Source organism: Pseudomonas sp. C321 (assembly GCF_055407105.1).
Map to the genome: position 1 here is coordinate 146,926 of NZ_JBUZRB010000001.1, position 22,162 is coordinate 169,087.

Annotated in this window: 20 protein-coding genes; 9 read left to right on the forward strand and 11 right to left on the reverse strand. The window is 59.6% G+C overall.

From position 1 onward, the window contains the following. Positions 1–2 precede the first annotated feature (2 nt). From prpD to ACZRJ6_RS00635, 6 genes are all read right to left on the reverse strand, one after another. Positions 3–1,487: a 2-methylcitrate dehydratase gene (gene prpD, locus ACZRJ6_RS00610; protein ID WP_463969897.1), complete on the reverse strand. Its 1,485-nt coding sequence runs from the start codon at positions 1,485–1,487 to the stop codon at positions 3–5. 33 nt (positions 1,488–1,520) lie between these two features. Then, positions 1,521–2,711 carry a 2-methylaconitate cis-trans isomerase PrpF gene (prpF, locus tag ACZRJ6_RS00615; protein WP_463969896.1) on the reverse strand — a complete coding sequence of 397 codons (1,191 nt, stop codon included), beginning with the start codon at positions 2,709–2,711 and terminating at the stop codon, positions 1,521–1,523. Positions 2,712–2,753: 42 nt separating this feature from the next. Continuing rightward, entirely contained in the window at positions 2,754–5,348 is a 2,595-nt protein-coding gene (gene acnD / locus ACZRJ6_RS00620) for a Fe/S-dependent 2-methylisocitrate dehydratase AcnD (RefSeq protein ID WP_463969895.1), read from the reverse strand. A gap of 219 nt (positions 5,349–5,567) precedes the next feature. Further along, complete coding sequence (gene prpC, locus ACZRJ6_RS00625; RefSeq protein ID WP_463969894.1) at positions 5,568–6,695, reverse strand: bifunctional 2-methylcitrate synthase/citrate synthase; 1,128 nt, start codon at positions 6,693–6,695, stop codon at positions 5,568–5,570. A gap of 55 nt (positions 6,696–6,750) precedes the next feature. Further along, positions 6,751–7,644, reverse strand: coding sequence for a methylisocitrate lyase (gene prpB, locus ACZRJ6_RS00630; protein ID WP_133101695.1), 894 nt, complete (start codon positions 7,642–7,644; stop codon positions 6,751–6,753). Continuing rightward, positions 7,641–8,363: a GntR family transcriptional regulator gene (locus tag ACZRJ6_RS00635; protein WP_463969893.1), complete on the reverse strand. Its 723-nt coding sequence runs from the start codon at positions 8,361–8,363 to the stop codon at positions 7,641–7,643. The genes prpB and ACZRJ6_RS00635 overlap by 4 nt, the downstream gene beginning before the upstream one ends. Positions 8,364–8,634: 271 nt before the next feature. On the opposite strand from ACZRJ6_RS00635, the gene rloA reads away from it, so the two are divergent. From rloA to pabB, 4 genes are all read left to right on the forward strand, one after another. Beyond that, positions 8,635–9,171, forward strand: a complete 537-nt coding sequence (gene rloA / locus ACZRJ6_RS00640) for a retropepsin-like aspartic peptidase RloA (protein ID WP_463969892.1) — start codon at positions 8,635–8,637, stop codon at positions 9,169–9,171. Between the two features lie 5 nt (positions 9,172–9,176). Then, the gene (rloB, locus tag ACZRJ6_RS00645; protein WP_149412047.1) at positions 9,177–10,709 is read left to right on the forward strand and encodes an osmotic stress tolerance membrane protein RloB; all 1,533 of its coding nucleotides are present in this window, start codon (positions 9,177–9,179) and stop codon (positions 10,707–10,709) included. Beyond that, on the forward strand, positions 10,709–11,695 hold the full coding sequence (locus tag ACZRJ6_RS00650) for an alpha-L-glutamate ligase-like protein (RefSeq protein WP_463969891.1): 987 nt from the start codon (positions 10,709–10,711) through the stop codon (positions 11,693–11,695). The genes rloB and ACZRJ6_RS00650 overlap by 1 nt, the downstream gene beginning before the upstream one ends. 102 nt (positions 11,696–11,797) lie before the next feature. Further along, positions 11,798–13,141, forward strand: coding sequence for an aminodeoxychorismate synthase component I (pabB, locus tag ACZRJ6_RS00655; protein ID WP_463969890.1), 1,344 nt, complete (start codon positions 11,798–11,800; stop codon positions 13,139–13,141). Positions 13,142–13,246: 105 nt separating this feature from the next. On the opposite strand, the gene thrH is transcribed toward pabB, so the two are convergent. Continuing rightward, entirely contained in the window at positions 13,247–13,864 is a 618-nt protein-coding gene (gene thrH, locus ACZRJ6_RS00660) for a bifunctional phosphoserine phosphatase/homoserine phosphotransferase ThrH (RefSeq protein WP_463969889.1), read from the reverse strand. Positions 13,865–14,017: 153 nt separating this feature from the next. Between thrH and ACZRJ6_RS00665 the strand changes: the two genes are divergently transcribed. Further along, entirely contained in the window at positions 14,018–14,752 is a 735-nt protein-coding gene (locus ACZRJ6_RS00665) for a phosphoadenylyl-sulfate reductase (RefSeq protein WP_463969888.1), read from the forward strand. 43 nt (positions 14,753–14,795) lie between these two features. Here ACZRJ6_RS00665 and ACZRJ6_RS00670 read toward each other — a convergent pair whose 3' ends face one another. Continuing rightward, positions 14,796–15,236, reverse strand: a complete 441-nt coding sequence (locus tag ACZRJ6_RS00670) for an anti-virulence regulator CigR family protein (RefSeq protein ID WP_463969887.1) — start codon at positions 15,234–15,236, stop codon at positions 14,796–14,798. Positions 15,237–15,318: 82 nt separating this feature from the next. Next, positions 15,319–16,242 carry a LysR family transcriptional regulator gene (locus tag ACZRJ6_RS00675; RefSeq protein WP_463969886.1) on the reverse strand — a complete coding sequence of 308 codons (924 nt, stop codon included), beginning with the start codon at positions 16,240–16,242 and terminating at the stop codon, positions 15,319–15,321. Between the two features lie 127 nt (positions 16,243–16,369). On the opposite strand from ACZRJ6_RS00675, the gene ACZRJ6_RS00680 reads away from it, so the two are divergent. Further along, a complete protein-coding gene (locus tag ACZRJ6_RS00680; protein ID WP_463969885.1) occupies positions 16,370–17,116 on the forward strand; it encodes a 3-oxoacyl-ACP reductase family protein in 747 nt (248 codons plus the stop codon). A 634-nt stretch (positions 17,117–17,750) separates the two neighbouring features. Here the strand turns inward: ACZRJ6_RS00680 and ACZRJ6_RS00685 are convergent. Both ACZRJ6_RS00685 and ACZRJ6_RS00690 read right to left on the reverse strand, forming a co-directional pair. Continuing rightward, complete coding sequence (locus ACZRJ6_RS00685) at positions 17,751–18,440, reverse strand: HAD-IA family hydrolase (protein ID WP_463969884.1); 690 nt, start codon at positions 18,438–18,440, stop codon at positions 17,751–17,753. A gap of 241 nt (positions 18,441–18,681) precedes the next feature. After that, on the reverse strand, positions 18,682–18,903 hold the full coding sequence (locus ACZRJ6_RS00690) for a hypothetical protein (RefSeq protein ID WP_463969883.1): 222 nt from the start codon (positions 18,901–18,903) through the stop codon (positions 18,682–18,684). Between the two features lie 147 nt (positions 18,904–19,050). Here ACZRJ6_RS00690 and ACZRJ6_RS00695 point away from each other — a divergent pair, with 147 nt between their 5' ends. The 3 genes from ACZRJ6_RS00695 (at position 19,051) to ACZRJ6_RS00705 (ending at position 22,150) form a co-directional block, all read left to right on the forward strand. Continuing rightward, positions 19,051–19,410 carry a DUF2784 domain-containing protein gene (locus ACZRJ6_RS00695; protein WP_463969882.1) on the forward strand — a complete coding sequence of 120 codons (360 nt, stop codon included), beginning with the start codon at positions 19,051–19,053 and terminating at the stop codon, positions 19,408–19,410. Positions 19,411–19,627: 217 nt separating this feature from the next. Continuing rightward, a complete protein-coding gene (locus ACZRJ6_RS00700) occupies positions 19,628–20,914 on the forward strand; it encodes a lipopolysaccharide biosynthesis protein (protein ID WP_463969881.1) in 1,287 nt (428 codons plus the stop codon). A gap of 177 nt (positions 20,915–21,091) precedes the next feature. Continuing rightward, complete coding sequence (locus ACZRJ6_RS00705) at positions 21,092–22,150, forward strand: GDP-mannose 4,6-dehydratase (RefSeq protein WP_463969880.1); 1,059 nt, start codon at positions 21,092–21,094, stop codon at positions 22,148–22,150. Positions 22,151–22,162 lie beyond the last annotated feature (12 nt).

Consider the following 22,162-nt stretch of genomic DNA (forward strand, 5'->3'; position numbering starts at 1 on the left):
GGTCAGATCACGAACAGGTCCACAAACCGGTTTACCGGCGTCGCTTCAAGCCTCACCTGATCCTTGCACAAGGCAAAAATCTCGGCGCTGCGTTGGGCGGTAAACCGCGTCGCCAGGTTGGCCTTGAACTTGTCTTCCAGCAACGGAATTCCATCCACCCGACGACGGCGATGGCCAATCGGGTATTCCACCACCACTTGTTCGGTGCTGGAGCCGTCCTTGAAGAACACCTGCAAGGCATTGGCAATCGAACGCTTGTCGGGCGCGAGATAATCCAGGCTGTAGCGGGGGTCTTCGACAATCTCCATCTTCTCGCGCAGTTCATCGATGATCGGATGGGCGGCGTGGAAATCATCTTCGTACTGCTCGGCCACCAGGTTGCCAAACGCCAGGGGAACGGCAGTCATGTACTGGATACAGTGGTCGCGGTCGGCGGCGTTGGCCAGTTGACCGACCTTGGAGATGATGCGAATCGCCGACTCGTGGGTGGTGATAACGATTCGGTCGATCTCGTGCAGACGATTTTTGACCAGCGGGTGCAAGGTCACCGCCGCTTCACAGGCTGTCTGTGCATGGAACTCGGCCGGGAAGCTGATCTTGAACAACACGTTTTCCATCACGTAGGTGCCGTAGGGCTGGGACAGGCTGAAGGCGCGCTTGTCTTCGGGCTTGAGCGCCAGGTCCTTGTTGGTATGGCTGAACAGCACGTCGTAAAAGCCCCACTGCGGCGCGCTCAATACACCGGGAATACCCATCTCACCGCGCATGGCAATGTCCGCCAGGCGCACACCGCGACTTGATGCGTCGCCCGCCGCCCAGGACTTGCGCGACCCAGCGTTCGGCGCATGGCGATAAGTGCGCAAGGCCTGGCCATCGACAAAGGCCTGGGACAGCGCCGACAGCAGTTGCTCGCGGTTGGCGCCCATCAGCTTGGCGGTGACGGCAGTGGAGGCGATTTTCACCAACAGCACGTGGTCGAGGCCGACGCGGTTGAAGGAGTTTTCCAGGGCGATCACACCCTGGATTTCATGGGCCATGATCATCGCGTCCAGCACCGCCCGCACGGTCAGCGGTACGTCACCTTGCGCCACACGTTTTTGCGAAAGGTGGTCGGCCACCGCAAGGATGCCGCCAAGGTTATCGGATGGATGCCCCCATTCGGCGGCGAGCCAGGTGTCGTTGTAGTCAAGCCAGCGCACGATGCAACCGATGTCCCAGGCGGCCTTGACCGGGTCCAGGCGAAACGAGGTGCCCGGTACGCGAGCGCCAAACGGTACCACCGTGCCCTCGACGATAGGTCCCAGGTGCTTGGTGCATTCCGGGAAACGCAGGGCCAACAGGCCGCAACCGAGGGTATCCATCAGGCAGTTGCGGGCGGTGTCCAGGGCATCGCGGGAATCGATCCTGAAGTTCAAGACGTAGTCGGCGATGTCCTGCAGGACCTGGTCGTAGTCGGGGCGGTTGTTCTGGTCGACGTTGGCGCTCATGTTCAACTCACTCTGATTAGGCGTGATTAAAGTTTAGAAAGCATCGCCTGGGACACGGACGAAGCCTTCCATCAACACCCGTGCACTGCGGCTCATGATGGCTTTTTTCACGACCCATTCGCCGTTGATCTGGCTGGCTTCAGCGCCAACGCGCAAGGTGCCCGACGGATGTCCAAAGCGCACGGCGCTGCGTTCCACACCACCCGCTGCAAGGTTGACCAACGTCCCGGAAATCGCCGCCGCCGTGCCAATGGCCACCGCTGCGGTGCCCATCATCGCGTGGTGCAACTTGCCCATGGACAGCGCCCGCACCAGCAGATCGACATCGCCCGCTGCAATCGCCTTGCCGCTGGACGCCACATAGTCCGCAGGCCGCGCCACAAACGCCACCTTCGGCGTGTGCTGACGTTTGGCCGCTTCGTCCAGATGTTGGATCAAGCCCATACGCAACGCACCGTGGGCACGGATGGTCTCGAACATCGCCAAGGCTTTCGGATCGCTATTGATCGCGCCCTGCAACTCGGTACCGGTGTAGCCCAGGTCCTGGGCGTTGATGAAGATGGTGGGAATCCCGGCGTTGATCAGTGTGGCCTTGAAGGTACCGACACCGGGCACTTCCAGGTCGTCGATCAGGTTGCCGGTAGGGAACATCGACCCACCACCGCCCTCTTCTTCCGCCGCTGGGTCCATGAACTCCAGCTGCACTTCAGCCGCAGGGAAGGTCACGCCGTCCAGTTCAAAGTCACCGGTTTCCTGCACCGCGCCGTTGGTGATCGGCACATGGGCGATAATGGTCTTGGCGATATTGGCCTGCCAAATCCGCACCACGGCCACGCCGTTGTGGGGAATGCGTGCGGCGTCCATCAGGCCGCTGCTGATGGCGAAGGAACCCACCGCCGCCGACAGGTTGCCGCAGTTGCCGCTCCAGTCGACGAAAGGCTTGTCGATGGAAACCTGGCCGAACAGGTAATCCACATCGTGATCAGCACGGGTGCTTTTGGCGAGGATCACGGTTTTGCTGGTGCTGGACGTGGCGCCGCCCATACCGTCAATCTGCTTGTCGTAAGGGTCGGGGCTGCCGATCACTCGCAGCAGCAAGGCATCGCGGGCCGCGCCGGGCACCTGGGCCGATTCGGGCAGGTCCTTGAGGCTGAAAAATACACCCTTGCTGGTGCCGCCACGCATGTAGGTGGCGGGGATTTTGATCTGAGGTACGTGTGCCATGGTTTTCCTCATGGGCCGGGGTATAAACCCCGGCCACAGTTGTCAGGCGGTCACTGCCGATTCCAGGAAGTCCTGGGCAAAACGTTGCAATACGCCACCCGCCTCGTAGATCGACACTTCTTCAGCGGTGTCGAGGCGGCAAGTCACCGGCACCTCGACGCGTTCGCCATTTTTGCGGTTGATCACCAACGTCAGCGTGGCGCGCGGGGTGCGCTCGCCGATCACGTCATAGGTTTCGCTGCCATCAATACCCAGCGTCTTGCGGTCAGTGCCGGGGAAAAACTCCAGCGGCAACACGCCCATGCCCACCAGGTTCGTACGGTGGATACGCTCGAAACCTTCGGCGGCAATCGCCTCGACACCGGCCAGGCGCACACCTTTGGCTGCCCAGTCCCGGGACGAACCCTGGCCATAGTCTTGGCCTGCAATGATGATCAGCGGCTGCTTGCGTTCCATGTAGATTTCGATCGCTTCCCACATCCGCGTGACCTTGCCTTCCGGCTCCAGGCGCGTCAGTGAGCCCTGTTTGACTTTGCCGTTCTCGACGACCATTTCATTGAACAACTTCGGGTTGGCGAAGGTGGCGCGCTGGGCGGTCAGGTGGTCGCCACGGTGGGTTGCGTAAGAGTTGAAGTCGACTTCCGGCAAGCCCATTTTCGCCAGGTATTCGCCAGCGGCGCTGTCCAACATGATGGCGTTGGACGGCGACAGATGATCGGTGGTGATGTTGTCCGGCAGCACCGCCAGCGGGCGCATGCCCTTGAGCGGACGGGCACCGGCCAGAGCGCCTTCCCAGTACGGCGGGCGGCGGATATAGGTGCTTTGCGGGCGCCAGTCATACAGCGGCTCGACTTTCGGGCCGGTGTCTTCGTGGATAGCGAACATCGGAATATAGACCTGGCGGAACTGCTCCGGCTTGACCGACGCCTTGACCACCGCGTCGATTTCTTCGTCGCTGGGCCAGATGTCTTTCAGGCGGATTTCCTGGCCATTGGCGTCCAGGCCCAGCACGTCCTTTTCAATGTCAAAACGGATGGTGCCAGCAATGGCGTAAGCGACTACCAGCGGCGGAGAAGCGAGAAATGCCTGCTTGGCGTACGGGTGAATCCGTCCGTCAAAGTTGCGGTTACCCGACAATACGGCGGTGGCGTACAGGTCACGGTCGATGATCTCTTGCTGGATCACCGGGTCCAGCGCGCCGGACATACCGTTGCAGGTGGTGCAGGCAAATCCCACTACACCAAAACCCAGTTGCTCAAGCTCCGTGGTCAACCCGGCTTCGTCGAGGTACATGGCCACCGTTTTGGAGCCCGGCGCCAGGGACGACTTGACCCACGGCTTGCGCTCCAAGCCCAATTTGTTGGCGTTGCGCGCCAGCAGGCCTGCGGCAATCACGTTGCGCGGGTTGCTGGTATTGGTGCAACTGGTGATAGCGGCAATGATCACCGCGCCGTCGGGCATTTGCCCTGGCACATCATCCCACTGCCCGCAAATGCCCTTGGCCGCCAGGTCGCTGGTGGCGACACGGGCGTGAGGGTTACTCGGACCGGCCATGTTGCGCACGACGGAGGACAGGTCAAAGGTCAGCCCGCGCTCGTATTGCGCGCCTTTGAGGCTGTCGGCCCACAAGCCGGTGTGGCGGGCGTACTGCTCCACCAGGGTGACTTGTTCGTCTTCACGGCCAGTGAGTTTCAGGTAAGCGATGGTTTGCTGGTCGATGTAGAACATCGCCGCCGTGGCGCCGTATTCCGGAGCCATGTTGGAGATGGTGGCGCGGTCGCCCAGGGTCAGCTTCGACGCACCTTCACCGAAGAACTCCAGCCAGGCGCCGACGACTTTTTGCTGACGCAGGAACTCGGTCAACGCCAGCACCATGTCGGTGGCGGTGATGCCCGGTTGCAGCTTGCCCGTCAGCTCGACGCCGACGCTTTCCGGCAGGCGCATCCACGAGGCGCGGCCGAGCATCACGCTCTCAGCTTCCAGGCCACCAACGCCGATGGCGATCACGCCCAGGGCGTCCACGTGAGGGGTGTGGCTGTCGGTGCCGACGCACGTATCGGGGAAGGCCACGCCGTCACGCACCTGGATCACCGGAGACATTTTCTCCAGGTTGATCTGATGCATGATGCCGTTGCCCGGCGGGATCACGTCGACGTTCTTGAAGGCTTTTTTGGTCCACTCGATAAAGTGGAAACGGTCTTCGTTGCGGCGGTCTTCGATGGTGCGGTTTTTCTCAAAAGCGTCCGGGTCGAAACCGCCACTTTCCACGGCCAGGGAGTGGTCGACGATCAATTGGGTCGGCACCACCGGGTTGACCTGGGCCGGGTCGCCGCCTTGCAGGGCAATGGCGTCACGCAGGCCGGCGAGGTCCACCAGGGCGGTCTGGCCGAGAATGTCGTGGCAGACCACGCGGGCCGGGAACCACGGGAAGTCGAGGTCGCGCTTGCGGTCGATCAGTTGGCCGAGGGACGCGTTGAGGGTCGCCGGGTCGCAGCGGCGCACGAGGTTTTCTGCCAGCACACGGGAGGTATACGGCAAGGTGGCGTAGGCGCCGGGGGTGATTGCATCGACGGCCGCTTGGGCGTCGTAGTATTCCAGTCGGCTGCCGGGCAGCGGTTTGCGGTGTTCAGTGTTCATGGGCTAGGACTCGGTCACGGTAAGGTGTACAGCGTGAACCTGTGGCATTGGCCTAGATGAACACGGCTCCCTGTAGGAGCGAGCTTGCTCGCGATGGTCGTTAATGATGACGCGGGCGTCCTGAATGAACGCATCGCTCTCACGATCTTCGCGAGCAAGCTCGCTCCTACAGAAGGCCGGTTCCAAACCGAAAAACCAGCGCCTCCAGGTTTCCACTGCTCAGCGACGTTCGATTGGCACGAACTTGCGCTGTTCGACGCCGGTGTATTCGGCGCTCGGACGGATGATGCGGTTGTTGGCACGCTGTTCGAACACATGAGCCGCCCAGCCAGTCAGGCGCGAGCAGACGAAAATCGGCGTGAACATCTTGGTCGGGATGCCCATGAAGTGGTACGCCGAAGCATGGTAGAAGTCGGCGTTGGGGAACAGTTTCTTCTGTTCCCACATGGTCTTGTCGATGGCTTCGGAAACCGGGAACAACACCGTGTCGCCCACTTCGTCAGCGAGTTTTTTCGACCAGCCCTTGATCACTTCATTGCGCGGGTCGTTGTCTTTATAGATCGCGTGGCCAAAGCCCATGATCTTGTCCTTGCGCGCCAGCATGCCGAGGGTGCCTTCGACGGCTTCTTGCGGTGAAGAGAAACGCTCGATCATCTCCATCGCCGCTTCGTTGGCGCCGCCGTGCAGCGGGCCGCGCAGGGAGCCAATGGCGGCGGTGACGCAGGAATACAGGTCCGACAGGGTCGAGGCACAGACCCGTGCGGTGAAGGTGGAGGCGTTGAATTCGTGCTCGGCGTAGAGAATCAGCGAGACGTTCATGACCTTGACGTGCAACTCGCTCGGCTTCTTGTCATGCAACAAGTGCAGGAGGTGGCCGCCGATGGAGGCCTCATCCGTCACGCAGTTGGTGCGTAAACCCTCGTGACTGAAGCGATACCAGTAGCACATGATCGCCGGGAACGCGGCCAGCAGGCGGTCGGTGATGTCGTGCTGCACGCTAAAGTCTTTCTCCGGCTCGATATTGCCCAGGAACGAGCAACCGGTGCGCATCACGTCCATCGGGTGGGCGTCGGCGGGGATGCGTTCCAGCACCTCTTTCAGCGCTTGCGGCAGGTCACGCAGCTTGCCCAGCTTGGCGCTGTAGGCAGCAAGTTCGGTTTTGGTCGGCAGTTCGCCGTACAGCAGCAGGTAGGCGACTTCTTCAAACTGCGCGTCGGCGGCCAGTTCGCGCACGTCGTAGCCGCGATAGGTCAGGCCGGCGCCGGCCTGGCCCACGGTGGACAGTGCGGTCTGCCCGGCGATCTGGCCACGCAGGCCAGCTCCACTCAATACTTTTGCTTCAGCCATGGTTATCTCCAATCTTGTATTTATTAGGCTCTTTACTGAAAAAGCGCTTGGGCCATTACTTCTTGGCAGCAAACAGCGCGTCGAGCTTCTGCTCGAAGGTGTGGTAGTCGATGCGATCGTAAAGCTCCATGCGGGTTTGCATGGTGTCGATCACGTTCTGCTGGGTGCCGTCGCGACGGATTGCGGTGTAGACGTTTTCGGCGGCCTTGTTCATGGCCCGGAATGCCGACAGCGGGTACAGCACCAGGGAAACATCGGCAGATTTCAACTGTTCGACGGTGTACAGCGGGGTGGCGCCGAATTCGGTGATGTTGGCAAGGATCGGCGCCTTCACGCGGGCGGCGAACAGCTTGTACATGTCCAGTTCGGTGATGGCTTCAGGGAAGACCATGTCGGCGCCGGCCTCGATGCACGCGGCGGCACGTTCCAGGGCTGATTCCAGGCCTTCGACGGCCAGGGCGTCGGTGCGGGCCATGATCACGAAGCTGTCATCGGTGCGAGCGTCGACCGCTGCCTTGATGCGGTCGACCATTTCCTGCAGGGAGACGATTTCTTTATTAGGGCGATGACCGCAACGCTTGGCGCCCACCTGGTCTTCAATATGGATCGCCGCCGCGCCGAACTTGATCATCGACTTGACGGTGCGCGCCACGTTGAACGCCGAAGAGCCGAAACCGGTGTCGACATCCACCAACAGCGGCAGATCGCAGACATCGGTGATACGGCGCACATCGGTCAGCACGTCATCCAGGCTGGTAATGCCCAGGTCTGGCACGCCGAGGGAGCCTGCGGCCACCCCGCCACCGGACAGGTAAATCGCCTTGAACCCAGCGCGCTTGGCCAGCAAGGCATGGTTGGCGTTGATCGCACCAACGACTTGCAGCGGATGCTCGCTGGCGACGGCATCGCGAAAGCGCTGGCCTGGAGTGCTCTTGTTGTTGGAACTCATGACTCACCTCGTGGAGTGGCTGTCTGGTGGGCGCTGTCCGGAAAATGACGCGCGATATTGCGTTTGGAAGCGCCGATATGACGGCGCATCAACAATTCGGCCAGTTCACCGTCGCGATCGGCAATCGCGTCAAGTATCCGGTGATGCTCGGCAAAGGCCTGGCGTGGACGATTGGGGGTAGCGGAAAACTGGATGCGGTACATGCGCACCAACTGATACAGCTCGCCGCACAACATTTGGGTCAGGGTGCGATTGCCGGCGCCTTGAATTATCCGGTAATGAAAGTCGAAGTCACCTTCCTGCTGGTAGTAGCCGACGCCGGCCTGGAACGCCGCATCGCGCTCGTGGGTGTGCAGCACCTGGCGTAATTCCTCGATCTCTTCGTCGGTCATGCGCTCGGCAGCCAGCCGGCAAGCCATGCCTTCCAGGGACTCGCGGATTTCGTAGAGCTCCACCAGTTCGGCCTGGCTGAGGGAAACCACCCGCGCACCCACGTGGGGAATGCGCACCAGCAGGCGCTGGCCTTCCAAGCGGTGAATCGCCTCGCGCAGCGGGCCACGGCTGATACCGTAAGTGCGCGCCAGCTCCGGCTCGGAGATCTTGCTGCCGGGGGCGATTTCGCCCTTGACGATGGCGGCCTGGATTCGCCGGAAGACGTTCTCCGACATGGTCTGGGAATCGTCCTGCGCCGCGACCGGAATTTCCAGCTGATCCAGCATATTGTCGACACCTTTAAAAGCAATGCCGCAAAAACTAGCCAATCAGCCCAAAATAGTCAAAGATTAAATAGACATTGTCGACAATCGTCTAATAACCCTCCTAACTCTTTATCAGGGCATGGCCGCCTGCCAGCGCTGGCGTCAGAAAACCTTCATGCTAGAATGCCCGCCGTATTTGCCTGACATCCAAAGATGAAAAGGCGCACGAGGGAGCTTGCGCAGCAATGCCAGTCGCCTTGAATCAAACATCGCACTGACCGCCTCAGGATTTATGAGACTCAAGCCCTTCCCCCTATTGTTTTGCCTACTGTTTATTCCGGGCCTTGGCTATGCCGCCGAGAAGACCGTGTATGGCCTCAATGAATACGCCAAACTGGCCGGCATTGACCTGGAAGTCGCCGCCAAGCTCGACACCGGCGCCAAGACCGCCTCCCTGAGTGCCCGCGACATCAAGCGTTTCAAGCGCAACGGTGAATCCTGGGTGCGTTTCTACCTCGCCATCGATACCGCTCACTCCCACCCCATCGAACGTCCTCTGGCCCGCGTCAGCAAGATCAAGCGCCGCGCCGGCGATTACGACCCCGATGAGGACAAAAACTACACCGCCCGTCCAGTGATTGCCCTGGACATCTGCATGGGCACCGCTTTACGCAGCATCGAAGTGAACTTGACTGACCGCAGCGCTTTCCAATATCCACTGCTGATCGGCTCCGAAGCCTTGAAACGCTTTGATGCGCTGGTCGACCCCAGTCTTAAATACGCGGCGGGCAAACCTGCCTGCGCCACCGACGCTCATACCGCCGAGTAATCCCAATGCGCGCTCTTAATCTGCACCTGAAAATCCTGATCGCTGTCCTGGTGGTGCTGGGCATTTCGATCACGGCCTATCAGATTTTCGTCCTGGGCATCCCGGTGACCGAAGATGCCACCGACGACCTGTGGAACATCGACGCCAAGGTCGAGTTCGTCGCCAACGCCAAGGACCCGGTGAAAATCCAGATGTTCGTGCCGCCCCTGAGCCGCGATTACGTCAGCCTAAATGAAAGCTTCATCTCCAATAACTACGGAGTAAGCGTCAATCGCGTCGACGGCAATCGCAAGGTCACCTGGTCGGCGCGCCGCGCCAAGGGTAACCAGACCCTCTACTACCGCCTGGTGCTGACCAAGCGCTACAGCGGCGAGAAGATCAAGGTCAAGGGCCCGACTTTCCGCGACAGCATCGCCGTCGAAGGCCCGGAAAAAATCGCCGCCGAAGCCCTGCTTGCGCCAATCCGCCAGCACTCGGCGGACGTCGAAACCTTTATCAGCGAAGCCATCAAGCGCACCAATAACCTCAGCGACGACAACGTCAAGCTGCTGCTGGCGGGCGACCCCTCGACGCCGCACAAAGCCAAGATTGTCGAACTGCTGCTGTCCATCGCCCACGTGCCGGTGGAAAAGGTCCACACCATCCGCCTCGTCGCCGACCAGCCGCAAACCCCGGAACTGTGGCTGCGCAGCTTCAATGGCAATGACTGGCTGTACTTCAACCCGGACACCGGCGAACAAGGCCTGCCGTCTGACCGCCTGCTGTGGTGGACCGGTGACGAAAACCTGATCACCGTCGACGGCGGCAAGAAGGCCATGGTGACCTTCAGCCTGAACAACAGCGAAATGAACGCCATTCGCCTGGCCAAGCTGACCGACGAAAACACTGACGCCAACTTCCTCGAATACTCGCTCTACGGCCTGCCGCTGCAAACCCAGCAGACCTTCATGATCATGGTGATGATCCCGATTGGCGTGCTGGTGATCCTGATCCTGCGCAACCTGATTGGCCTGCAGACCCTGGGCACGTTTACGCCGGTGCTGATTGCCCTGGCGTTCCGTGAGACGCAGCTGGGCTTCGGTATCGTGTTGTTCACCATTATTACCGCGCTGGGGTTATCCCTCAGGTCGTACCTGGAACACTTGAAGCTGCAGATGCTGCCCAGGTTGTCGGTGGTGTTGACCTTCGTGGTGGTGCTGATCGCGGCCATCAGCCTGTTCAGCCATAAGCTGGGCCTGGAACGCGGGCTGTCGGTTGCGCTGTTCCCGATGGTGATCCTGACCATGACCATCGAACGCCTGTCTATCACCTGGGAAGAGCGCGGTGGCGGCCATGCCATGAAAGTGGCGATCGGCACGTTGTTCGCCGCGTCCCTGGCGCACCTGATCATGAGCGTGCCGGAGTTGATCTACTTCGTCTTCACCTTCCCGGCGATCCTGCTGATCCTGGTGGGCTTTATGCTGGCCATGGGTCGTTATCGCGGCTACCGCCTGACCGAACTGGTGCGTTTCAAGGCCTTCATCAAGGCTGACTCGTAATGTTCGGCTTCTGGAAGACCTGGAAGGCCCTGGAAGCGCGGGGCATCATGGGCATCAACCGGCGTAACGCCGACTACGTGCTCAAGTACAACAAGCGCAGCCTGTATCCCATCGTCGATGACAAAATCATCACCAAGGAACGGGCCATCGCCGCCGGCATTCATGTACCGGAGCTATACGGGGTGATCTCCACCGAGAAGGAAATCGACAAACTCGACGAGATCATCGGCGGGCGCAGCGACTTCGTGATCAAGCCGGCCCAGGGCGCCGGCGGTGACGGCATCCTGGTGATTGCCGACCGCTTTGAAGGCCGTTATCGCACGGTGTCCGGCAAGATCATCAGCCATGAGGAAATCGAACACCAGATTTCCAGCATCCTCACCGGCCTGTATTCCCTGGGCGGCCACCGCGATCGCGCGCTGATCGAATACCGGGTGGTCCCAGACCAGATTTTCAAAAGCATCAGCTACGAAGGCGTGCCAGACATCCGCATCATCGTGCTGATGGGCTACCCGGTGATGGCCATGCTGCGCCTGCCGACCCGTCAGTCCGGCGGCAAGGCCAACCTGCACCAGGGTGCCATCGGCGTCGGCGTAGACTTGGCCACCGGCCTGACCCTGCGCGGTACCTGGCTGAACAACATCATCACCAAACACCCCGACACCACCAACGCGGTGGATGGCGTGCAGTTGCCCAACTGGGACGGCTTCATGAAGCTCGCGGCAGGCTGCTATGAGCTATGCGGGCTGGGGTATATCGGCGTGGACATGGTGCTGGACCAGGAAAAAGGTCCGTTGATCCTGGAACTCAATGCCCGACCGGGGCTGAATATCCAGATCGCCAACGACTGCGGCCTGACCTTGCGTACCCACGCAGTGGAAGCACGACTGGAAGAGCTGAAGGCGGCCGGCGTGACGGAAACGCCGGAAGAACGAGTGAAGTTTGCGCAGGAGCTGTTTGGGCATATTCCGCCCGTGGAAGGCTGATCCGGCCTTCGAACTGTCTATCCCCGACATCCCCTCTAGGAGCAAATCCTACAGGGGACTACAATCCCCCTCCCCCCGCGCCATTGACTGATCCAACCCCGCATGTCGACCTGCTCCGTATACCCATTGCCCTACCGGGCCAACCCCGCCGAGTATTTTGCGGCGGTTCGCCACGCTCCCGGCGCGGTACTGCTCGACAGCGGCCGTCCGGCAGCCGAACGTGGGCGTTACGACCTGCTCAGCGCCTGGCCTGAAGCGACCTTGACGGTAGCGCCTGACGAAAGCGGCGCTGATTTCCTGCAACGTTTACGGGAAAACCTGACGCGATTGGGTGAAGCCGCAATCCCCGCCGGTTTGCAATTGCCGTTCGCCGGCGGCCTGATCGGCTACCTGAGCTACGACTTCGGTCGGCACCTGGAGCCCATGCCGCACCTTGCGGTGGATGACCTGCACCTGCCGGACGCGCGCTTCGGGCTGTACGCCTGGGCGCTGATCAGTGACCACCAGGCGCACACCAGCCAGCTTGTGTTTCATCCCACTCTGGCAGACAGCGAACGGCAACGGCTGATCGCGTTGTTCAGCCATTGCGCTGTCGACACAGCGGCAACGTTCACACTCCAGGGCCCGATGGCACCGGACCTCAGTGCCGAGGCCTACCGCCTGGCCATCGTGCGCATCCAGGACTACATCCAAGCTGGCGACTGCTATCAGGTCAATTTCGCCCAACGCTTTCGCGCGCCTTGCATCGGCGATCCGTGGGTGGCTTATTGCGCTCTGCGCGAAGCCTGCCCGACGCCGTTTTCGGGGTTCCAGAGCCTGCCGGACGATGGCGCGGTACTGAGCTTGTCGCCCGAGCGTTTCGTCAAAGTCAGCGAACGCCAGGTAGAAACCCGGCCGATCAAGGGCACGCGTCCGCGCGGGCTGACACCCAGCGAAGACGCCGCCAACGCCACCGAGCTCCTGGCCAGCGCCAAGGATCGTGCAGAAAACCTGATGATCGTCGACCTGCTGCGCAACGATCTGGGCCGCACCTGCCGCACTGGCTCGGTGAAGGTGCCAGAGTTGTTCAGCCTGGAAAGTTATCCCAACGTTCACCACCTGGTCAGCAGCGTCACCGGCGAATTGGCGATTGATAAGGACGCCCTGGACCTGATCGCCGGCAGCTTCCCCGGCGGCTCGATCACCGGCGCGCCGAAGATTCGCGCGATGCAGATTATTGACGAACTGGAACCGACCCGGCGAGGGCTGTACTGCGGCTCATTGTTGTACCTGGACGTGCGCGGGGAGATGGACAGCTCCATCGCCATTCGCAGCTTGTTGGTCAAGGATGGTCAGGTGTGTTGCTGGGGCGGTGGCGGGATTGTCGCCGACTCCGAGTGGCAGGCGGAGTATCAAGAGTCGATGACCAAGGTGCGGGTGTTGCTGGAAACCCTGGAAGGGCTGTAAATACCCTGTGGCGAGGGGGCTTGCCCCCTCGCCACAAAGAGCCCCTCGACACAAAATTGAAGCCTACAAAGTTCGTAGGTCTATTCGCTTCCCATCACCAGAGAATCACAGGCTCAACGGCCGATTCGACGCCTTGATGAATTCCCGCTTCAAATCCTCAAACGTATGCACCGCCGGAAACTGCGGGAACTCTCGAATCACATTCTCCGGTGCGTGAAACAGGATGCCCTGATCGGCCTCACCCAACATGGTGGTGTCGTTGTAGGAATCCCCGGCAGCAATCACGCGGTAGTACAGGCTCTTGAAGGCCAACACCGACTGACGCTTGGGATCTTTCTGACGCAGCTGGTAGCTCACCACCCGATCATTCTCGTCGGTAATCAACCGATGGCAGAGCAAGGTCGGGAAGCCCAACTGGCGCATCAGCGGCTGGGAAAACTCATAGAACGTATCTGACAGAATCACCACCTGGAAGCGCTCGCGCAGCCAGTTGACGAAGTCAATGGCGCCGTCCAGCGGCTTGAGGGTGGTGATCACTTCCTGGATGTCGGAGAGTTTGAGGCCGTGCTCGTCGAGAATCCGCAGGCGTTGCTTCATCAGCACGTCGTAGTCGGGAATGTCCCGGGTGGTGGCCCGCAGGGATTCAATACCGGTTTTTTCGGCGAAGGCGATCCAGATTTCCGGAACCAGTACCCCTTCCAGGTCGAGACAGGCAATTTCCACAAGACACTCCCATTGATATTATTAAGTTGAGCGAGCACAAAAAGGACTGCCGAACTCTAGCGATTCATGCTCGCCGCCGCAACGCAGAGCGGATTTTGTTACCATCGCCTCCTATAGAGCGCTCAGCGCCACTGACCTGTAGGAACCGTCCTGATGAACCAAGCCTTCGACGTCGCTGAACTCGCCGCGACTTATGCCAAAAAATCCGCCCAGGACATCCTCAAACTGGCGTTCAGCCAGTTCGGCGACGACTTGTGGATCTCTTTCAGCGGTGCCGAGGACGTGGTGCTGGTGGACATGGCCTGGAAGCTGAACAAAAACGTCAAGGTGTTCAGCCTCGACACCGGCCGCCTGCACCCGGAGACCTACCGGTTTATCGAGCAGGTGCGGGATTTCTACAAAATCGATATCGAATTGATCTCCCCGGACCAAAGCAAGCTGGAACCTTTCGTCAAGGAAAAGGGCCTGTTCAGCTTCTACAAGGACGGCCATGGTGAATGCTGCGGCGTGCGCAAGATCGAGCCGCTGCGACGCAAGCTCTCCAGCGTCAGCGCCTGGGCCACCGGCCAGCGCCGCGACCAGAGCCCCGGCACCCGCAGCCAAGTGGCCGCGCTGGAAGTCGACACGGCCTTCTCCACCCCGGAACGCACCCTGTACAAATTCAACCCGCTGGCACAAATGACCAGCGAGGAGATCTGGGGCTACATCCGCATGCTGGAATTACCGTACAACAGCCTGCACGAGCGCGGCTTTATCAGCATCGGCTGCGAGCCTTGCACCCGCCCGGTGTTGCCGAACCAGCACGAGCGCGAAGGCCGTTGGTGGTGGGAAGAAGCAACCCAAAAGGAATGCGGGTTGCACGCGGGGAATATCATCAGCAAGGGGTGAAACCCGCCTCACATTTGTGATGGTGCAAGCTTCAAGTTCGGGATCAGTCCAGAACGTTGTTCAGGACTTCATAAATGATCCCGGTGGCGATGGTCACCAGGATCAAGTCCGTACCGGCCTGCTGCCATTCGTAACCCTCGTAACGAGGCAAGCGCCCGAGCAGGCGCCCGTCGAGTTTTTTGGCAATGCCCGGCGGCAACGGCTTGCCACGGGCGAGGTTTTTCTGGATACCCGGCGGCAAGGAAGAACCACCCCGCCAATACTCCCGGCTATCTCCCAGAATCACTCGCACACCACCGATGTCAATCTGCGGCCCACCGTAATAGGCGTCACCACCCTTTTTACCTGCGCCCTGGCCCTGGTTACCCTTGTTGCCGTGGGCATTACCCTTGCCGTTACCGTTGCCCGGATCGGCCAGCAGCGCCGGGGAACCTGCGATCAACGCCAGACTGGTAAACACTAGCAACACGCGTGATTTGGACATGATCCGTCTCTCAAGTCGCAGGCCATATCGGCCTGTATCAGCTTAGAACAGAAGTGGACAACACGTTCTGGCAGTGGGCACCTCACACCGCGCTGAACCGCTGCCCCAGTTGCTGTTCGGCAAATTGCTCGATGATGAAGTCGACGAAGGCCCGGGTCTTGCCGGGCAGCAGTTTGTGTTCGGCGTAGTAGAGAGAGATGTTGCCGTCGTCGACGTACCAGTCCGGCAGGACTCGCTGCAACTCGCCGCTGTCGAGGAATGGCACCGCCATCGGCATGCTCACCAAGGCAATGCCAAGGCCTTGGGCGCTGGCGCAGCAGGCGGCTTCGGAGTCACTCATGGTCATTCGCGGCTTGAGCACCAATGGCCGGTGCTCGTGACTGCGACTGGTCAGTTGCCAGGAACGCACTCGCCCGGTTTGTGGCGAGCGAATCAGGATGCCGTTGCACCGTGCCAGGTCCTCGGGCGACAGTACCGGCAGGCGTCGCGACAGGTAATCCGGTGAGGCCACCAAAATCCGGTGAGCCGGGGTCAATTTGCGCGCGACCACCCCTTGAGGCAGGTCAAAACCACCGCCAATGGCGGCGTCGAAGCCTTGGCCGATCAGGTCCACCTGGCGATTGTCAAAATGCCAATCCGGGCTGATATCGGGAAAACGTTTCAGAAACTCCGCCAGCAACGGCATCACATAGCGGTTACCGAACACGGTGCCCATGCTGACCTTGAGCGTGCCCACCGGCCGTCCTTCGGCGCTGGCCAGGTTGGCCACGGCGTTTTGGATGATGGTGAGGCTGCTGCTGACCTCTTCCAGAAACAACTTGCCGGCTTCGGTCAGGGTCAAGCGCCGGGTGCTGCGCTGGAACAAGCGCACACCCAGGCGCGCTTCCAGCTTGGCAACGCTTTTGCCGACGGCAGCCGGGGTCAGGCTCAGGTGCCGGGCGGCTTCGGCAAAGCTGCCGCCTTCAGCGCTGCGCACGAAGCATTCGATACTGCCAAAGCTTTCCATATCATCACATTCTAAACTTTTGGTTTACACAGACTATAACAATCACGGGCTACCGAGGTAGGGTTGTGTGGTCGATACTCGGCGCCAACACCAAGGCAGCCCTGCCTTGAATAATTGGGAGATCGACATGACCACACAAAACCTCAGCGGCAAAGTCGCCTTGATCCAGGGCGGTTCCCGAGGCATCGGTGCCGCCATCGTCAAACGCCTCGCGGCGCAAGGCGCAGCAGTTGCCTTCACCTACGTCAGCTCTGCGGCCAAGGCCCAAGACTTGCAAAACAGCGTGATCAGCGACGGTGGCAAAGCCCTGGCGATACATGCTGACAGCGCCGATGCCGCAGCCATTCGCAATGCGGTCAGCGCTACCGTCGAAGCGTTCGGGCGCCTGGATATCCTGGTGAACAACGCCGGCGTACTGGCAGTGGGGCCGCTGGAAGACTTCAAACTGGAAGACTTTGACCAGACCCTGGCCATCAACGTGCGCAGCGTGTTTATCGCCACTCAGGAAGCAGCCAAGCATATGGGCGAAGGTGGCCGCATCATCAACATCGGCAGCACCAACGCCGAGCGCATGCCATTTTCCGGTGGTGGTCCGTATGCCATGAGCAAGGCGGCGCTGGTGGGCTTGACCAAAGGCCTGGCGCGGGACCTGGGGCCTCGGGGGATTACCATCAACAACGTGCAGCCGGGCCCGGTGGATACTGATATGAACCCGGCCAACGGTGATTTTGCCGAGAGCCTGATCGGGCTCATGGCGGTTGGGCGTTATGGCCGCGTAGAAGAGATTGCCAGTTTTGTGGCGTATCTGGTGGGGCCGGAAGCTGGGTATATCACTGGCGCGAGTTTGACGATTGACGGTGGGTTCAGTGCTTGATCGGTCTGAAATGCACTCTTTGATCTGACAGAGATCAGATGTGGGAGCTGGCTTGTTGGGTTGGGTTGGGTTGGGGACATATCCGTTTTTTGGTCAGGGCGGCTTGGGGTTACGCCCTTACGGCGTGTCACTTTGAAAAGCCCAAAGTAACCAAAGGCTCTTGCCCCACCACTCGGTGCCTCGCTGTGGCTCGGCATGCCTTCACTCCGGCATTGCTCCGTGGGCCGCCGCGATGGGCCATCCTTGGCCCAGCGCGGCTAAACCGGCGTCCTGCCGGTTTACCCACGGATCAATGCCTGCGTTCAGCCATCGTGGTTTAACGGGGCGCCTTAGATCAAGATCAAAAGCAAAAGCACGGCGGCCTGGTAGCCGACCTGAGTGGTGAGAAGCAAGAGCGGATTCACTGCCACCTGTAGGAGCGAGCTTGCTCGCGATGGTCGTTAACGATGACACGGGCATCCTGGATGAATGCGGTGCCCTAAGGTTTTTCACGAGCAAGAACTAGGCGTCCTCCTCGCTCCTACAGAAAAGCGGATGGCGCTGGCTCTTGATCTGCCTGCCAATAAAACCAGAGGCTGAACACAGGTGTTGTGCAGTGGGTAAACCAGCAAGGATGCCGGTTTACCCAGGTGGATCAGCGCAACGGCGGCAGGCCGTAAGCGGCAAGATCAAAGTCCGCCAGTTGGCGGATGATCTGGTCGGCGTGGTGGTACTTGCTGTCGGCCATGGCTTCATCCGGCACGGCGATGGCGGTCATGTTCGCGGCTTTGGCAGCGGTGACGCCGAAGGGCGAGTCTTCAAACACCAGGCAATCCTCGGGCGCTATGCCCAGACGGCGAGCGGCGGTGAGGAAGATGTCCGGCGCAGGTTTGGCGGCACCAACTTCTGGGTCGTCGGCGGTGACGATGGTGTCGAACAGGCTGAACCATTCCTTGTGCAGGGTGGTTTTGTGGCCAAAGGAATTACGCGATGAACTGGTGCCCACGGCAATCGGAATGTTGTGGGCCTTCAAGTGCCGCACCAGCGCTTCGGCGCCCGGCATGCCGAGGGCTTTGGGGAAGCGCGCGCTCATCAGCGGCTCGCGGATCACCAGGAATTCTGCGGGTGTAATCGGCAATTCCAGGGCCTTGACCACGTACTCAGCCAAGTCCTGGGCGCCACGCCCGATGATGTGCTGCTTGATACTCCAGTCATAGGTACGACCGTAGCGTTCGGCGATGATTTGCGTGACTTCGGTGTAGATGCCTTCAGTGTCCAGCAACAACCCGTCCATATCGAAAATCACGGCCTTGATCGGGCCGACAGCAGTACGCGGTGCGTTCATCACAACAGATCCGTTGGCAGGGACGTCGGCGCAGCAGCACGCCGCAGACGTTGAAGACTAAAAGGATTCAGCACAATAACGGCCGGGGTTGCCTGTAAGCAACCGTTAAGGATCTGCGACCAGAAAGGTAGCGGATGCCTGAAGTCACTACCTATCAGCTGGAACGCCATGGCTCGCTTATCTCAAGCGAGCACAAGCATCAAAACAACGCGGCGCTAATAACGGCGCAAGAGACAGACGATTATTTGATTTTCTTAACCTGACCTTCATCTTCCATCAGTGCGGCAAACTGCTTCCAGCTCAGGCGGTGTTTGTTGACACTATTACCAGCAGGCACCCATTCAATATTGCCCTTGCTGATCAGGATCTTCCCAAGCTTTGCGCCGTCAGCCTTGACCTCGACTTCAATATCTTTGCTCAGGACGACTTTCTGGTGAAAATTGACGCTAACTTCGTGAGCCATTGCGGCTTCCTTGTCTGATGATTGCTTCAACCACTGCTCGACGAGTAGCGGCCGGCGAACAATAATATCATATTGATATCATTCACTTGCACTCGCCTGATCCATGCCCTGCGTGATCGAATAATTGCACTGCAAACGGAACTCATGATGCTTTATCGCCTAGCCGCCGACAGCCTGGTGCTGTTTCACCTGTCCTTTATCCTGTTCGTGCTGTTTGGCGGACTGCTGGCCCTCAAGTGGCGCCCCGTCATCTGGCTGCACCTGCCCGCCGCCGCATGGGGCGTCGCCGTTGAAGTCTTCCACCTGCCCTGCCCGCTGACCCGCTGGGAAAACCTGTTCCGACACCTCGCCGGGCAAGACGGTTATGGCGGCGGTTTTATCGAGCACTACATCCTCACATTGATTTATCCCGCCGGGCTGACCCCGCAGATCCAGCTGGGCCTGGGAGCCCTAGTGTTGTTGATCAATATAGCGGTGTATGTGCGGTTGATCAGGCGTGTAGGCTGATGTCTCGGTGTGCTTCTTGGGCAGTCATGTCGCCCACAGTCGGTATCCACTCGGTTTTCAAACTCAGAAACTGACCGTTCGGCTGTTTTGCGCCGTGCATGGTTTGCCAATCTGGGCCTGAGGAGCTATTCATTCTGAGTGGGAGTTACTGTCACTGGGCCAGTATCTTTTTTTGATGTTGTTCTGGGATGGAATAGCTCTTCTTGGGGTCGGGTCTATGCAAAGCATTCGCTCAGTGAGTCGCCGGTTCGGTCGTGTGTACGACATCCTGTGGGTGATCGGTGGGCAGGCCGCGCAAAGCCTGGCCAGCTTTCTTACAGGTCTGGCACTCGGTCGATGGGTTTCGCAGGAGGCACTGGGGGCATATGCCTTGGGTTATACCTTCTGCTTTTTGATTATTTCCCTGGGCGATACGCTGATCGCCACCCCTTACACCTATTTTCGAGCGCGTCAGGAAGGTGAGCAGGCGCAACTGTTTCCGACGGCCTTGCTGGGTACGCTATTGCTGGGGCTGGTGGTTGCGCTGGGCCTGACGCTGTTTCATGTTCTCGGCACGGGAATACTGGCCGAGCTCTGGCCGGCCTTACCGGTTGCGGTTTGCTGTTTGGTGCTGCGCGAGTTTCTGCGTCGGCATTTCTATGTCATCGGCCGCTCTGTTTCGGCCTTGTTGCTTGACCTGCTCACGGCTGCTGGCCAACTGGTGTTGCTGGGCTGGCTGCTGGCCAGCGATCGACTGAACGCCAACAACGTTTTCTGGACCATCGGCGCAGTCTCCGGGATCGCATTTGTTGTGTTCCTGCCGATGGCACAAGAGCGCTTTGTGGCCATTGGCCCGGGGAAACTCTGCAAGAGCTTGCGTGAGTTTTTTGGCTATGGCGCCTGGCTGGTGGGTGGCGGACTTTGCCATGTGGCCAGTGTCCAATTGTATCCATGGCTGGCGCTGCTGGGTGGCGGACAAGGCCAGGCCGGGCTCTACGCCGCCTGTGTTGCGCTGACCAACCTGATCAATCCGCTGCTCATTGCCCTGACCAATTATTTTCGCCCACGTTTCATTGCGCACTATAAAGAGGCGCAGGGACGCGATTTTGTGGCGTATGTGTTCAGGCGTGCGTTGCTATTTCTGATTCCCTCTCTGGTGTTGTTACTGGTGGTCACCTTTGAAGGTGGCACATTGCTGCGTCAGCTGTATGGCGAACCCTTTACCGCAGGTGCTCCCGCGCTGGTATTCCTGGCCCTCGGCCTGTTAGCTGTCGCCTGTGCCGCGCCTGTGCAACTGGGCCTTCTGGCCCTTCGCGCTCCGGTCAGTAACGTGTTCTACCATGGCTCCATCCTGCTGGTACTGGTGGTTTTGGCTTACTTCTGGCGTGACCGTCTGTCACTTGTCACCCTGGCCCAGATATACCTTGGTTCAAATGTTGCCGGCCTTTTGATGTTGCTGGGATTACTGCAATTTTTTAAAAAAAATAACCATGGTGCAACTGGCGAATCAATAGCGAGCAGCTAAAGTTCAGAAGCGTTGGTGATGGTATTTTGATATTGAAGTGCCGCCCTTTGGTGTGGCAGTCAATGCAGTAGTAAGCGTGGTGACATGCCCCCGTTTGCGCAGTATCCAGAAGGGGCTTATGGCTGGGTCTAAAACGTTGAATTCTTAAACGGTCCTGTGATCGGGGAGATTCGGGTTATGCGCAAAATAGTCATTACAGGCGGGGCGGGCTTTGCTGGGTCGCATATTGTTGATGAGGTGTGTCGGCGTTTTCCGAGTTCGAAGGTAGTGGTCCTTGACAAGATGACGTATGCCGGGGATTTCAGGAATATCTCCCATCACGTTTTTTCCAATCGCGTCCAGTTGCTGGTTGGCGATGTGACAGATCTCGATTTGTGTCGGCGTGTCGTGAAAGGGGCCGATCTGGTCATTCACGCGGCTGCCGAAAGCCATGTCGACAACTCTTTTGGCAACTCCCTGGAGTTTACCCGGACCAATGTCCTCGGGACCCACAGCCTGGTGGAGGCTTGCCGTCAGGAAAAGGTAAAAAAGATCATTCATGTCAGCACCGACGAGGTTTACGGTCAGATCATGAGTGGTGCGGCGAGCGAGGATGAAGTCTTGCGCCCGACCAACCCCTACTCGTCGTCCAAGGCAGCGGCAGAGATGATTTTGCAAGGCTATGTCCAGTCCTATCACGAGCCCATCGTGATCATTCGAGCCAACAACCTCTACGGCATCCGCCAGTTCCCGGAAAAAATCATTCCGCGATTCATCAGCCACCTGTTGACCGAAAGACGCCTGCCCTTGCACGGAAATGGCAGCTATCGACGCCACTACCTCAGTGCCGTGGACTTCGCCGAAGCGGTGGTATTCGTTGCCGAGCACGGTGCGGTGGGCGAGGTCTACAACATCGGCACCACCGAGGAGTACACCAACCTGGAGGTAGCCGAGTTGATCAGCAACGCCTTTGGCAAGGACTCGTCCGAGTTGGTCGATTTTGTGCCGGATCGTCCTTTCAACGATGGCCGCTACTCGGTCTCGTGGGAAAAGCTCCAGGCCATGGGCTGGTCGCCACGGCACAGCCTGCATACAGACATCCCGCTGCTGGTCGATTGGTATCGTAACAATTTCGAGCGCTATTCGGAGTTGTTCGGGCCTGTACTCGTGCGTGAGCGGATGGAGCTTGAGAACGACACTTTTACTGCGCCGCTGGTTGAACAACGACCCGGTCCGTTCGGACCTCTCGACTCCTGATCTTCGTAGGCC

Bases quoted from the DNA above. Each gene is read 5' to 3' on its own strand.
- prpD (WP_463969897.1), bottom strand. From the start codon at position 1,487: ATGAGCGCCAACGTCGACCAGAACAACCGCCCCGACTACGACCAGGTC.
- prpF (WP_463969896.1), bottom strand. From the start codon at position 2,711: ATGGCACACGTACCTCAGATCAAAATCCCCGCCACCTACATGCGTGGC.
- acnD (WP_463969895.1), bottom strand. From the start codon at position 5,348: ATGAACACTGAACACCGCAAACCGCTGCCCGGCAGCCGACTGGAATAC.
- prpC (WP_463969894.1), bottom strand. From the start codon at position 6,695: ATGGCTGAAGCAAAAGTATTGAGTGGAGCTGGCCTGCGTGGCCAGATC.
- prpB (WP_133101695.1), bottom strand. From the start codon at position 7,644: ATGAGTTCCAACAACAAGAGCACTCCAGGCCAGCGCTTTCGCGATGCC.
- ACZRJ6_RS00635 (WP_463969893.1), bottom strand. From the start codon at position 8,363: ATGCTGGATCAGCTGGAAATTCCGGTCGCGGCGCAGGACGATTCCCAG.
- rloA (WP_463969892.1), top strand. From the start codon at position 8,635: ATGAGACTCAAGCCCTTCCCCCTATTGTTTTGCCTACTGTTTATTCCG.
- rloB (WP_149412047.1), top strand. From the start codon at position 9,177: ATGCGCGCTCTTAATCTGCACCTGAAAATCCTGATCGCTGTCCTGGTG.
- ACZRJ6_RS00650 (WP_463969891.1), top strand. From the start codon at position 10,709: ATGTTCGGCTTCTGGAAGACCTGGAAGGCCCTGGAAGCGCGGGGCATC.
- pabB (WP_463969890.1), top strand. From the start codon at position 11,798: ATGTCGACCTGCTCCGTATACCCATTGCCCTACCGGGCCAACCCCGCC.
- ACZRJ6_RS00665 (WP_463969888.1), top strand. From the start codon at position 14,018: ATGAACCAAGCCTTCGACGTCGCTGAACTCGCCGCGACTTATGCCAAA.
- ACZRJ6_RS00670 (WP_463969887.1), bottom strand. From the start codon at position 15,236: ATGTCCAAATCACGCGTGTTGCTAGTGTTTACCAGTCTGGCGTTGATC.
- ACZRJ6_RS00675 (WP_463969886.1), bottom strand. From the start codon at position 16,242: ATGGAAAGCTTTGGCAGTATCGAATGCTTCGTGCGCAGCGCTGAAGGC.
- ACZRJ6_RS00680 (WP_463969885.1), top strand. From the start codon at position 16,370: ATGACCACACAAAACCTCAGCGGCAAAGTCGCCTTGATCCAGGGCGGT.
- ACZRJ6_RS00685 (WP_463969884.1), bottom strand. From the start codon at position 18,440: ATGAACGCACCGCGTACTGCTGTCGGCCCGATCAAGGCCGTGATTTTC.
- ACZRJ6_RS00690 (WP_463969883.1), bottom strand. From the start codon at position 18,903: ATGGCTCACGAAGTTAGCGTCAATTTTCACCAGAAAGTCGTCCTGAGC.
- ACZRJ6_RS00695 (WP_463969882.1), top strand. From the start codon at position 19,051: ATGCTTTATCGCCTAGCCGCCGACAGCCTGGTGCTGTTTCACCTGTCC.
- ACZRJ6_RS00700 (WP_463969881.1), top strand. From the start codon at position 19,628: ATGCAAAGCATTCGCTCAGTGAGTCGCCGGTTCGGTCGTGTGTACGAC.
- ACZRJ6_RS00705 (WP_463969880.1), top strand. From the start codon at position 21,092: ATGCGCAAAATAGTCATTACAGGCGGGGCGGGCTTTGCTGGGTCGCAT.